Consider the following 12,230-nt stretch of genomic DNA (forward strand, 5'->3'; position numbering starts at 1 on the left):
GCGCGGGGCCGGTCCGTCCGGTCCGTCCGGTCCGTCCGTCAGCTCGCGGCGAGCCAGAGGTCCGGGCCGAACACCTCGTAGTGGATGTCGGCGGCCCGCACGCCGCCGGCCAGCAGCTGGGCCCGCACGGAGCGCATGAAGGGCAGCGGCCCGCAGAGGTACGCGTGGGTCCCGGGCGCGAAGGGGAGGCCGCTCAGATCGACCAGACCGGTGCGGTCGGCCGGGTGCTCCGGCCCGGGGTGCTCATACCAGAAGTGCGCGGCGGCGTCCGGCAGCTTCTCGGCGAGGAGGGCGTGTTCGGCGCGCAGGGCGTGGTCCGCCGGGGTGCGGTCGCCGTGCACGACGGTGACCGGGGCGGGGTGTCCGGCGCCCGCGAGGTGTTCCAGCATCGCCAGCATCGGGGTGCAGCCGATTCCGGCCGATGCGAGCACGAGCGGGGCGTCCGCCGCGTCCGGGCCGATGACGAGGTCGCCGTACGGGAGGGAGACCCGGAGCCGGTCGCCGGTCCGCACGTGTGCGTGGAGGTGGTGCGAGACCTCGCCGTCCGGGGAAGCGCTGCGGCTGTGGGGAGAAGCGCCGTCCGGGGAAGCGTCGTCGCTCACGCGCTTCACGGTGATCGAGTGGAGCTGTCCGCCGGGGGCGCCGGAGAGGCTGTACTGGCGGATCTGGCGGGCCCCGTCGGGGAGCCGGGCCTGGACGGAGACGTACTGGCCGGGCCGGAAGCCGGGGGCGGGCGAGCCGTCGGCGGGGCGGAGCCGGAAGGTGGCGGTGTCGGCGGTCTCCTCGGTCCTGGACACCACGTCCCACTCGCGCCAGACGTCGCCCGCGACGGCCTCCCGCTCCGCGTAGAGCCGGGCCTCCAGGGCGATCAGGGCGTTGGCCATCAGCCAGTAGACCTCGTCCCAGGCGGCGGCGACCTCCGGGGTGACCGCGTCGCCCAGCACCTCGGCGACGGCGGCGAAGAGATGGGTGTGCACGACGCCGTACTGGTCGGGGGTGATCCCGAGTGAGGCGTGCTTGTGGGCGATACGGCCGAGCATGACGTCGGGGCGGGTGTCCGGGTGCTCCACCAGCTGGGTGGCGAAGGCGGCGATGGAGCCGGCGAGTGCCTGCCGCTGGGCGCCGGATGCCTGGTTGCCACGGTTGAAGAGGTCGCGCAGCAGCTCCGGGTGGGCGTCGAACAGCTTGCGGTAGAAGAGATCGGCGATGTCCCCGATGGCCGCGCCGACGGCGGGGAGAGTGGCTCGGACGGTGGCGGTCGACGGCTCGCTGAGCATCGGGGACTCCTGGTTCCTGCTCTGGTTCCTGCTCTGGTTTCTGGCTCTGGGTCCTGCTCTGGGTGTCGCTCTTGAATTGGTATGTGAGATGCGTATTTTTGGCTACGAACGACGTATGAGTGGCTGCGCGGCTGTACCGGTGAGTGGTGGTCCAGGGTTGCGGAGTTGGTGCGGTGCGGTGCGGTGCCGGCGCGGTCAGCCGTCGTCGGGGCGGCTGCCGATACCGATCAGCAGCGGTCCGGTGGGGGAGGCGACCAGGTCGGTCACGGTCAGCGGGTCCAGTGACGCGTAGAACGCCTCCTGTGCCCGGCTCAGAGCGCCCCGCAGCAGGCAGGCCGAACGGAGCGGGCACGGGGTGGCACCCTCGCACTCCACGACGTCGCCGGGTCCTTCGAGTTCACGGACCAGCCCGCCGATGGAGGCGGAGCGGCCTGTTCCGGTGAGACTGAGGCCGCCGCCGCGACCCCGGCGCGCCTCGACCAGGCCGAGGTGCTGGAGGCGGGCGACGATCTTCGCGGTGTGGCTGTACGGCACGCGCATGGCCGCCGCGACCTCCCGGGTCGCCGGCGCCTCGCCGTCCTCCGTGACGGCGAGGCGCATCAGTACGCGCAGTGCCACGTCGGTGAATCTGGTCAGCCGCATGGGCGTCACGGTAGATAACTTGCATAGAGGATGCAAGTTATGACCGTCCTGGGCAACGAACGACCCTGTGCCCACCTCAAAGCCCTATTAGTCACACTCTTTTGTGTAATGGCGCGCCGCCGGTCTCCGCTGAAAGGCTCTTCAACGCACGTCAGTCGATGATTGAAGGGGCGTCAGATGTCCGTTGGTGAAGAGGTTCGCGACACGCAGGCACCGCCGCAGCAGAGTCTGGGCACGGCAGCTGCGCGGAACCTCGCAACGACCACCAAGTCCGCGCCGCAGATGCAGGAGATCACCTCACGGTGGCTGCTGAAGATGCTCCCGTGGGTCCAGGTCCAGGGTGGTACGTACCGGGTGAACCGGCGGCTGAGCTACTCGGTCGGTGACGGCCGCGTGACGTTCGTGCAGACCGGCGACCGTGTCCAGGTCATCCCGGCCGAGCTCGGTGAGCTGCCCGCCCTGCGGGACTACGCGGACGAGGCGGCCCTGGCCGAGCTGGCGCAGCGCTGCACTCAGCGGGAGTTCGCGGAGGGCGATGTGCTGGCCGCCGAGGGCGACACGGCGGACCGGGTGTTCCTGCTGGCCCACGGCCGGGTCCAGAAGGTCGGCACGGGGCCCTACGGGGAGGAGACCGTCCTCGGTTCGCTGGCCGACGGTGCGTACTTCGGCGACCAGGCGCTGCTGGACGAGGATGCGACCTGGGACTACACGGCCCGCGCCGACACCGCGTGCGTCGCACTTGAACTGACCAGGGCGGACGTGCTGAACCTCGCGGAGCGCGCCGACTCGCTGCGCGACCATCTCGCCGGGCTGGCCTCGCTGCCCGCACAGCGCACCAACAGCTACGGCGAAGCGGCGATCGACCTCTCCGCGGACCACCGCGGTGAGGCGGTCCTCCCGCACACGTACGTCGACTACGAGGGCGCGCCCCGCGAGTACGAACTGAGCGTCGCCCAGACCGTGCTGAAGGTCCACAGCAGGGTCGCCGACCTCTACAACCAGCCGATGAACCAGACCGAGCACCAGTTGCGGCTCACCGTCGAGGCGCTGCGGGAGCGCCAGGAGCACGAGCTCGTCAACAACCGCGAGTTCGGCCTGCTCAACAACTGCGACTACGGCCAGCGGATCCAGCCGCACGACGGAGTGCCCAGCCCGGACGACATGGACGAACTCCTCTCGCGCCGACGCGGATCGAAGCTCTTCCTCGCCCACCCGAAGGCCATCGCCGCGTTCGGCCGCGAGTGCAACAAGCGCGGCCTCGTACCGGAGAGCGTCGACATGGGGGGCCACCAGGTGCCCGCCTGGCGCGGGGTGCCGATCTTCCCGTGCAACAAGATCCCGGTCAGCGACGCCCGCACCACATCGATCATCTGCATGAGGACCGGCGAGTCCGAACAGGGCGTCATCGGACTCCAGCAGAGCGGCATCCCCGACGAGATCGAGCCGAGCCTGTCGGTCCGCTTCATGGGCATCGACGAGAAGGCGATCATCTCCTACCTGGTGACGGCCTACTACTCCGCTGCCGTGCTGGTACCCGACGCCCTGGGAGTGCTGGAGAACGTCGAAGTCAGCCGCTGGCGGTGAGGTGACGCCCCGGACGGCCGGCCCGGACGGCGGCCAGACCGCTGCGGGGACCGGTGCGTCCGGGGCGCTCGTGGCGACCGAGCCGTACGCACGCCGCAGAGGAAGCGAACCATGACCATGACCAGAACGGACGCTGCGACCGGAGGGCATGAGGCCGCAGCGCTCCTGGAACACACCCGCACCGTCGTCGACCCGGAACTCCGCTCGGCGCTGGAGTCCCTGCCCGGCCCCATGCGGAACATCGGGATGTACCACTTCGGTTGGGAGCAGTCGGACGGCTCGCCGGCCGCGGGGCAGGCGGGCAAGGCGATCCGACCCGCGCTCGTCCTGGCCGCTGTCCAGGCGCTGAACGGAGACATCCCGCAGGCGGTACGGGCGGCCACCGCCGTGGAGCTGGTGCACAACTTCACCCTGCTGCACGACGACGTCATCGACCGGGATGCCACCCGGAGGCATAGGGCGACCGCCTGGACCGTCTTCGGCATACCCGACGCGGTCATAGCTGGGGACGCGATGCAGGCACTGGCCCTGCGGTTGCTCGCGGAGGACCCGCACCCCGCGGCGAAGGCGGCCAGCGGCCGGCTCACGGCCTGCGTCATCGAGCTCTGCGCGGGACAGCAGGCGGACTGCGCCTTCGAGACCCGTGCGGAGGTCACCCTGGACGAATGCCTGAGCATGGCCGAGGCCAAGACCGGGGCACTGCTCGGCTGCGCCTGCGCGATGGGTGCGCTCTACGCGGGCGCCGGACCCGAAGCAGCGGCGGCGATGGACGCGTTCGGCCGGGAGGCCGGGCTCGCCTTCCAGCTGATCGACGACCTGATCGGCATCTGGGGCGAGCCGTCCCACACCGGCAAGCCGGCCGGTGCGGATCTCGCCGCCCACAAGAAGTCGCTGCCGGTGGTGGCCGCGCTGAGCTCGGGCACCGCGGCGGCGGCGGAGCTGGCTGAGCTGTACGGCGGCCCGCTCGACGCGGACGGCATCAGACGGGCCGCCGACGCCGTCGACCGGGCCGGCGGCCGGGACTGGGCGCAGACCGAGGCGGCCGACCGGATGGCCAGAGCCGTCGGCCATCTCTCCCGCGCGGTTCCCGATCTCGCGGCGGCGGGAGGCCTGCTCTCCCTCGCGGAGTATGTGACGCGGCGCAGCCGCTGATCCGTACCGCTGTGCCGCTGTGCCGCTGTACGCCCATGGTCCGGTCCGGCCAACTCTAGGATCACGTCTGCGAGTTATCGAGCGACGTGAACGGCGAGAGAAGAGGACCGGACCATGGGCGTGGCGATACGACAGGCGGGCGAGGCCGACCGCGAGGTGCTCGTACGGCTTCTTGACGACTCCTTCATGCGGGACCCGGTGAGCAAATGGGTGTTCCCGGAGGAAGCCCACCGCAGGGAGGTGCACGGCAAGTTCCTCGGGGTCTTCATCGACGTGGCTCTCGCCGAGGGCCGGGTCGACCTCGCCGAGGACCACACGGCGATGGCGCTCTGGCTCGACATTCCCGCCGGCGTACCGGAGGAGGAGGACGACACACCCGCCCGGATGCGGGAGGCCGCCGACCCGGAGAACGAACGGGCCGAACTGGTGGGGCGGTTGACGGGCGAACTCCATCCGCACGACCGGGCGCACGTCTACCTGCTGATGATCGGTGTGACGCCGGAACGGCAGGGTGAGGGACTGGGGACCGCACTGATGGCGCCCGTACTGGAGCGCTGCGACCGGGAAGGTGTTCCGGCGTATCTGGAGGCGAGCAGCGCGCGCAGCCGCGGGCTCTACGAGCGGCTCGGGTTCGTGTTCATGGGTACCGCGGTCCAGCTGCCCGACGGTCCGCAGATGTGGCCGATGTGGCGCGAGCCGCGCGGCTGATCCACGGGGCAGGGCGAGGGGGTGCGGCGACCGTGGTGGTGGCTCACCTGTTCGGTGGTCCGGCCGGTCACTCGTATGTGCGCTCGTACGTGCGCTCGTCGGGTGGTGCGGGCGGGTACGTTACAGGACCTTTCGGCCCGTCAGGAAAGGGATGCCGGGCGCGAAGTGCACCAGGAACCAGTAATTCCGGACTTGATCACTCTTGGTGACGCCGAGCTGGTGGCGGCGCTACAGTCGCGCTCATGACACCACAGTCATGGGCCGGCTGGTACCGGGACAGCCATGGATCAGATGCCCTAGTGATCAGCGCCGTAGAGCGTCAACTCCGCACCCGGATCAGGGGAGTCGACTACGCCGGAGCTTCGTTCGACTCGTTCGAGCCGGTGGGTGAAGTGCCTGAGGGGGCCGAGCCGTTGAGTGACTGCGTCCTGGAGTGGGACATGCCGTTGCCGGTCGTCGCCGGCGACAGTACGGCCCAGCAGGCCACGCTGAGCTGCCTGCTGGCTTTGCGCCGCCCGGCCACCGATCTCGGCGTCACACTGCACTACGGCGGCACGAGTTACGTATCGGGCAACGACCAGGGCGACTTCGGCGCCGCGGTCGCCCTGATCCAGGAGCAACTTCCGCCCGGTTCCACCCTCCAGGCACCCTTCTCCGCAGCCGTCTAGGGTCTTTCAGCTCCGGCCGGCTCCCGTCCGTTCCCGGTAAGCGACCCCTCATCGGCACACATGCTCACCTCATGTGCCGGCGAGGGGCCGCTGCCCTGTGACGACTGTGCCCACTGCGCTGTCACCTCGCCTCGCCCCATTCCCGTCGCCCCTCCTCTTGACGGTCCCGTCGGCGCATTATTCTACTTGCATGCGAACAATAGGAGGAACGGGGGAATGCGGGAATGATGGAGAACACCACAGGGGCCGCGATGGGGTCCGGCCGTCGATCCGGCCGTATCCGGCGCGCGACAGTCGCCGGGATGCCCTTCCTGCTCGCCTACGCCGTCGATCTTGCGGTCTTCAGTCAGCTCCGTAACCGGCTGCCGCACCGCCTGGCGAGCCACTTCGGGAGCGGCGGCCGGCCGGACGACATGGCGGGGCACCTGGAGTACGTACTCGTCACCACCGGGCTCCTGATCGGCCTCGGGGCGATCTGGATGCTGATCGCCCGCGGGGCGCGGGGTCTGATCGTCACGGGCTGGGCGCTCGCCGGCTTCATCGGCGCACTCATGGCCGAGATCCTGTACGCCAACCTGCACACCCCCGTCGACTTCCCGTTCTGGCGGGTCGCGGCCGCCGTCGGGGTGGCGGTCCTGGCGGGCGGGGCCGGCTGGTGGCTGGCCCGTTTCGTACCGTCCGTGCTGCCGCCGCCCGCCGAAGGGCCCGTCGAGCGGATCGACCTCGCGGCAGGCGAGACCGCCGGCTGGGCGCGCCACGCGGGCGCCCGCCCGCTTCTGGTGCTCGCGGTGACCGTCGTCGTCGCCGGAGCCGTCGCGCTGACCGTCTCGGGCCCCCAGGCCGCCGTGGCGCCTGTCGTGGTCGGCCTGGTGCTGATGGCCTTTGCCAGGCCGTACGTCACCGTGGACCGCCGGGGCCTGACCATCTCCACCGGGTGGCTGCCGTGGCCGCGTATCCGGGTGCCGCTGGACCAGGTCGAGCAGGCCACCAGCCGCGACATAGACGCCCTGAAGGACTTCGGCGGCTGGGGCTATCGGTTCCGCGCGGGCCGCTCCGGGCTCATCCTCCGCTCGGGGGAGGCCATCGTGGTCCGGCGCACGAACGGCCGCGACTTCGCCGTCACCATCGACGGCTCGTCCGACGCCGCCGCGCTGCTCAACACCCTGGCCGAGCGGCAGGCGAACGGCTGATGCTCTTCCGGATCGACCCGTCATCAGCGATCCCGCTCGCGGACCAGATCGCCGCGTGCGTCAGGGGCGCCGTCGCGGACGGCCGGGTGGACGCGGGCGAGCGGCTGCCCGCCGCCCGCGTCCTCGCGGACTCGCTCGGGGTCAACGTCCATACGGTGCTGCGCGGTTACCAGCGGCTGCGGGAAGAGGGCCTGATCGAACTGCGCAGGGGGAGGGGCGCGGTGGTCGTCGGCGGGCCCTCCCGGGCGCGGGCGCGACTGCTCGTACGGGTACGGGAACTCGCTGCGGAGGCAAGGGAGCTGGGCCTCACGGACGAAGCCGTACTGGCCCTCGTACGCGAGGCTCTCTGAGGCTGCGCGGCGGCGACCACCACCCCTGCCGCGCCGTACACCCGCTGCCGTACACCCACTGCCGTCTGCCCGTCCCGCACATTCTGTCCGGCCCCGGCGGGGTCCCGTACAAGGCCCACCATTTACCGTCTCTCTACGAACGGCGAATGTTCAACCACCTTGTACGGCCGACCCGTACGGCCATCTCGTACGGTCACCCCGTTCGCGTCCACCCGTACACCTACTTCGTACGGTCACTTTGCGCGGCTGCCCGATACCCGACGGGCAGTCCGGAACGGAGCAGCCATGAGTACCCCGAGCGATCCGGCCACCCCGGAGGCCGCCACGGCACTCTCGTCCGACACCGTTGCCGAGACCCGGCAGGACCGTCTGCAGCGGGGGATGGGGATGCTCGACCGCGTCGTCGGTGAGGGCGGCCGGCAGGTGATCGACTCCCTGGCCGACATCTCGCCCGACCTGGGGCATCACATCGTCGCCTGGGCCTTCGGCGACATCTACACCAGGCCCCAGCTGGCGCTGCGCGACCGGCAGTTGGTCACCCTGGGGATGCTCACCGCCCTCGGCGGCTGCGAACCGCAGCTCGACGTCCACATCAACGCCGCGCTCAACGTCGGTCTCAGTGCGGAGGAGATCGTCGAGGCGCTGCTGCACTCCGCGGTCTACTGCGGGATGCCCAAGGCGCTCAACGCCACCGCCGTGGCGAAGAAGGTCTTCGCCGAACACGGTCTGCTCACCGACCCGGAGAAGCCGGGCGGGTCGGCGCACGGCGTTCCGGAGCAGCGTTTCCCCGGCCGGGGCGTTCCCGGGCAGGCATAGCGTTGGACCATGACGGAACTGCTGCACATCACCGAGCGCTCCCTGTGGGAGGCGGCCCGCGCGGCCGGCACGTACGAGATGTCGACCCGCGGCCGCACCCTCCAGGAGGAGGGCTTCATCCACTGCTCGACGCGCGGCCAGCTCATCGCGGTCGCCGACTTCCTCTACGGGGGCGGGGGCGGGACGGGGAGCGACAGGGGCCACGGTGAGCTGGTCGTGCTCGTCATCGACAGCGAGCTGCTCTCCGTACCGCTGCGCTACGAGGTCCCCGCGCCCGGCGCCGACGCCTTCCCGCACATCTACGGGCCGCTCCCGGTGGACGCGGTCACCAAAGTCGTTCCCTGGCAGGACGGTTACGCGCTCGACTGGTCGGACGGGACCTGGCTCAACCCGCCCGCACACGCCACGACGGACGGCGCGGAGCTGGTGGTGACCACCCGCGACAGGACCGACTTCTGGCGTACGACCAGCTACGGCTTCGTCCGTGACGACGGACACGCGCTGCTGACCGAGCTGAGTGCGGGATCGGCGGTCGAGGTGACCTTCCTGGCCGATTTCGACACGCTCTACGACCAGGCGGGCGTCCTGATCCGCACCGACGAGGAGAACTGGATCAAGGCGGGCGTCGAGATGACGGACGGCGCACCGCAGGTCGGCGCGGTGGCCACCCGCGGTGTGTCGGACTGGTCCATGGCGCCGGTCCCGGAGTGGTCGGGCCGGCCGGTCACGGTCCGGGCCAGCCGCTCGGGTGACGCGGTGACGGTACGGGCGCGCGCCGACGGCGACCCGTGGCGGATGATCCGGCTGACGCCGCTCGACCCCGCAGCGAAGGCGTCGGCGGGCCCGTACTGCTGCTCACCGCAGCGTGCGGGACTGCGGGTCCGCTTCACCCGGTTCGCGGTCGGCCCCGCCGACCGGCGGCTGCACGGCTGACGGGGCCGCTGACCGAGGCGGCTGAAGGCTGTCGGCGCGAGCAGGACGTGCGGGATGCGCGGGACGTGCGGGACATACGGCAGGACGTATTCTCCCGCAGGTAGCGCAGACCGGCCCGGAAGTCCTGCCGGGCGGTCGTGCGGCCGGGCCCGGCCGGGGCGTGCGGCACCGGGCGTACGCGTACGGCGATGAGCAGCACCAGCGACCCGCAGAAGAGCAGCCCCGACGCCCCGAAGGCACCGGCCGCACCACCGGCGGCCAGCACCAGGGCGCCGGCCATCGGCCCCACGGCGTTGCTGAACCGGATGGACAGGCTGCGCATACCCTGCACCCGGGCGAGCTGGTCCGGCCCTGTGAGCTGCGGCGGCAGTGCCCCGACAGCGGGCATGAACAGCGCGTCCACGGTGCCGAAGACGACCGCCAGGACGTAGAGCAGCCAGAGCTGGGCGCCCGCGAGCCAGATGAACGCGGCGGCGGTGAGGATGACCGCGCACCGCACCAGATCGCTGACGACGACCACACGGCGCGCCCCGAACCGGTCGGCGACGACACCGCCGCCGAGCATCAGGAGAGCCCGCGGCACAGCTCCGGCGGCCAGCACCGCACCGGCCTGCGCGGGGCCGGCGGTACGGGTCGCGGCCCAGGTCAGGGCGAGGAAGTAGGTCACGTCTCCGGTCACGGACGCGGTGTAGGCCCCCAGCCAGCGCAGGACGTTGGCGTCCCGCTGGGCGGCGGTCATCAGCGGTCGAGCAGCGGGAACGACTGCAACTGGACCGAGACGGGGGTGGGGACGGGGCCGCCAGTGCCTTCCGTACCGTCCGCGCTGTCCGTGCTGTTCTTGCTGTCCGCGCCGCGCTGCGGCCTGTCGTGACCGAGCTCCCGGTAGCGTCCGACGACGTCCGCCAACTCGGCTTTCATCGCATTGAGTTCATCCGGCGTCAGAAGCAGCGTGTAGTCGCTGAAGACCGAGGCGGCGTACCAGTCGTCGGGCAGCAGCGGCACTGTACCCGCCAGCCTGCGCAGCTGGTCGCTGTAGGCGAGCAGCAGTGCCTGGGCGTAGGCGCGGCTGTCCGCCTGCTCCGACGGTCTGTTGGTGCCGGGATCGTGGAAGGAGGTCCGGTGCCGCGCCTGCCACCAGCGGTCCCGGCGGGTGCCGCGGCCGGAGTCCTCCTCGATCAGCCCGCCCGCAGCCAGGCGGCGCAGATGGTAGCTGGCCGACCCTGGGTCGAGCGCGAAGTGCGCGGCGAGCTGCCGGGCGGTGGCGGGCCCGTACTGCCGCAGCCGGCTCAGCAGGTTGAGCCGCACCGGGTGGGCGAGAACCCGCAGGGCGGCGGCGTCGAGCGTGACGTCGTGCGCGGGATCGGGTGCGAGGGGGTCGGGTGCCGGCAGCTCGGATGCAGGCGGGGCGGGTGCTTCGGCCATGACGACACCGTAGAACCAGAAGAGTTGTTCCGGAAGAGTTCTTCTGCTTCTGCTTCTGCTTCTGCTTCTGGTTCCGGTTCGCGTTCCGCTCGACTGGCGGCCGCCGCGCCCGTCCCGTGGTCCACGGCATAGGCTGCCGCGCTATGAACGCACCCCTGCCTTTCCAGCGGCTGCACAACTTCCGTGACCTGGGCGGCTGTTCGGCCGACGGAGGCAGCACTGTACGCACGGGGAGGCTGTTCCGTGCCGACTCGCTGGCCAAGCTCGGCGGCGCGGACTGGGAACGCTTCCTCACCCTGGACATCGGTACCGTCATCGACCTGCGCTACTCCTGGGAGATCGACGCCAAGGGCCGCGTCCCCGAGCACCCGTCGTTCACCTACCACCACCTCAGCGTCGAGCACCGCCCCTACGACCAGCCGAGCCTCGGCCCGGACATCGCGACCGGCCCGTACCTCGCCGAGCGGTACCTGGAGGTCGCTCATGACGGCGTCAGGGAACTGAGCCGGGCCATCGAGGTGATCGCCGCCGGGGACCGGCCCGCCGTCTTCCACTGCACATCGGGGAAGGACCGCACCGGCCTGCTGGCGGCGCTCGTGCTGACGCTCCTGGGGGTCTCCGAGGCCGACATCGTCGAGGACTTCACCCTCACCGGACTGGCCAGCGAGCGCCTGCTCGCCGACTGGCGGGCCGAACACCCCGGCCGGGGACCGATCTGGCCCGGCTACGGCCGCGCGCCCGAGGACGTGATGCGCCTCTTCCTGGCCGCCCTGACCGAGCGGTACGGGTCCGTGCGCGGCTACATCGCGGACCAACTGGACATCCAGGACGAGGTGGTTGCCGCGCTGCGGCGGAACCTGCTGGAACCGGCCCCAGGGCCGGAGCGCATGCCCGCTTGAGCGGGATCCTGAACGACCGTGGGGCCCGACCGGTCGCGCCGGTCGGGCCCCACGGATTTCTGCTCCGGTCCGCATTGCGGACCGTCGGGTGCGAACACCGCGATCAGGCCTTCTTGGTCTCCCAGAAGATCTTGTCGATCTGGGCGATGTAGTCAAGCGCCTTCTGGCCCGTGGCCGGGTCCGTCGAGCCCTTGGCAGCCGACAGCGCCTTGAGGGTGTCATTGACGAGCTGGTGGAGCTCGGGGTACTTCTCGAAGTGCGGCGGCTTGAAGTAGTCGCTCCACAGCACCGACACGTGGTGCTTGGCGAGCTCCGCGCGCTCTTCCTTGATGACCGTGGCGCGGGCCCGGAAGTGCGGGTCCTCGTTGGCCTGGTACTTCTCCTGTACGGCCTTGACCGACTCGGCCTCGATGCGGGCCTGGGCCGGGTCGTACACGCCGCAGGGGAGGTCGCAGTGGGCGCTGACCTTCACCTTGGGGGCAAACAGGCGGGAAAGCATGGAGCTGTCCTTCCTCGTGATCGTCTTCTCGGGTGGGACATTACTCCGTGAGAGGCCCGATTTCGCGAGTGCCCCCTGGGGCTTAGGACA

General features: G+C 70.8%; 13 protein-coding genes and 2 pseudogenes. 10 read left to right on the plus strand and 5 right to left on the minus strand.

From position 1 onward, the window contains the following. Positions 1-38 precede the first annotated feature (38 nt). Positions 39-1,277 (minus strand): globin domain-containing protein, encoded by a 1,239-nt coding sequence (locus OHB13_RS25470; RefSeq protein WP_328378619.1) that lies wholly within the window; start codon positions 1,275-1,277, stop codon positions 39-41. Positions 1,278-1,472: 195 nt separating this feature from the next. Then, positions 1,473-1,919, minus strand: a complete 447-nt coding sequence (locus tag OHB13_RS25475; protein ID WP_328378620.1) for an RrF2 family transcriptional regulator — start codon at positions 1,917-1,919, stop codon at positions 1,473-1,475. A 177-nt stretch (positions 1,920-2,096) separates the two neighbouring features. Between OHB13_RS25475 and OHB13_RS25480 the strand changes: the two genes are divergently transcribed. The 9 genes and pseudogenes from OHB13_RS25480 to OHB13_RS25520 form a co-directional block, all read left to right on the plus strand. Next, a complete protein-coding gene (locus tag OHB13_RS25480) occupies positions 2,097-3,503 on the plus strand; it encodes a family 2B encapsulin nanocompartment shell protein (protein WP_328378621.1) in 1,407 nt (468 codons plus the stop codon). A gap of 111 nt (positions 3,504-3,614) precedes the next feature. Continuing rightward, positions 3,615-4,655 (plus strand): family 2 encapsulin nanocompartment cargo protein polyprenyl transferase, encoded by a 1,041-nt coding sequence (locus OHB13_RS25485; protein ID WP_328378622.1) that lies wholly within the window; start codon positions 3,615-3,617, stop codon positions 4,653-4,655. Positions 4,656-4,769: 114 nt separating this feature from the next. Beyond that, on the plus strand, positions 4,770-5,363 hold the full coding sequence (locus OHB13_RS25490; protein ID WP_328378623.1) for a GNAT family N-acetyltransferase: 594 nt from the start codon (positions 4,770-4,772) through the stop codon (positions 5,361-5,363). 242 nt (positions 5,364-5,605) lie between these two features. Further along, positions 5,606-6,031, plus strand: coding sequence for a DUF6304 family protein (locus OHB13_RS25495; protein ID WP_266853209.1), 426 nt, complete (start codon positions 5,606-5,608; stop codon positions 6,029-6,031). A gap of 224 nt (positions 6,032-6,255) precedes the next feature. Beyond that, the gene (locus OHB13_RS25500) at positions 6,256-7,221 is read left to right on the plus strand and encodes a DUF1648 domain-containing protein (protein ID WP_328378624.1); all 966 of its coding nucleotides are present in this window, start codon (positions 6,256-6,258) and stop codon (positions 7,219-7,221) included. After that, the gene (locus OHB13_RS25505) at positions 7,221-7,571 is read left to right on the plus strand and encodes a GntR family transcriptional regulator (RefSeq protein WP_266853205.1); all 351 of its coding nucleotides are present in this window, start codon (positions 7,221-7,223) and stop codon (positions 7,569-7,571) included. Before OHB13_RS25500 ends, OHB13_RS25505 begins: the two co-directional genes overlap by 1 nt. 381 nt (positions 7,572-7,952) lie before the next feature. Next, complete coding sequence (locus OHB13_RS25510; RefSeq protein ID WP_266860711.1) at positions 7,953-8,387, plus strand: carboxymuconolactone decarboxylase family protein; 435 nt, start codon at positions 7,953-7,955, stop codon at positions 8,385-8,387. A 9-nt stretch (positions 8,388-8,396) separates the two neighbouring features. Beyond that, positions 8,397-8,735 (plus strand): annotated as a pseudogene (locus tag OHB13_RS25515) (DUF952 domain-containing protein); the annotation flags it as partial. A 93-nt stretch (positions 8,736-8,828) separates the two neighbouring features. Continuing rightward, positions 8,829-9,320 (plus strand): annotated as a pseudogene (locus OHB13_RS25520) (DUF1349 domain-containing protein); the annotation flags it as partial. Here OHB13_RS25520 and OHB13_RS25525 read toward each other — a convergent pair. Beyond that, a complete protein-coding gene (locus OHB13_RS25525) occupies positions 9,274-10,059 on the minus strand; it encodes an MFS transporter (RefSeq protein WP_443062968.1) in 786 nt (261 codons plus the stop codon). The pseudogene OHB13_RS25520 and the gene OHB13_RS25525 overlap by 47 nt on opposite strands. Beyond that, entirely contained in the window at positions 10,059-10,742 is a 684-nt protein-coding gene (locus OHB13_RS25530) for a helix-turn-helix domain-containing protein (protein WP_328378625.1), read from the minus strand. Before OHB13_RS25530 ends, OHB13_RS25525 begins: the two co-directional genes overlap by 1 nt. Positions 10,743-10,885: 143 nt before the next feature. On the opposite strand from OHB13_RS25530, the gene OHB13_RS25535 reads away from it, so the two are divergent. Then, positions 10,886-11,641 carry a tyrosine-protein phosphatase gene (locus OHB13_RS25535; protein WP_328378626.1) on the plus strand — a complete coding sequence of 252 codons (756 nt, stop codon included), beginning with the start codon at positions 10,886-10,888 and terminating at the stop codon, positions 11,639-11,641. A 103-nt stretch (positions 11,642-11,744) separates the two neighbouring features. Here the strand turns inward: OHB13_RS25535 and sodN are convergent, their stop codons facing one another. Beyond that, on the minus strand, positions 11,745-12,140 hold the full coding sequence (gene sodN, locus OHB13_RS25540; protein ID WP_266853175.1) for a superoxide dismutase, Ni: 396 nt from the start codon (positions 12,138-12,140) through the stop codon (positions 11,745-11,747). Positions 12,141-12,230: the final 90 nt, after the last annotated feature.

The organism is Streptomyces sp. NBC_00440, from assembly GCF_036014215.1.
GTDB lineage: Bacteria > Actinomycetota > Actinomycetes > Streptomycetales > Streptomycetaceae > Streptomyces.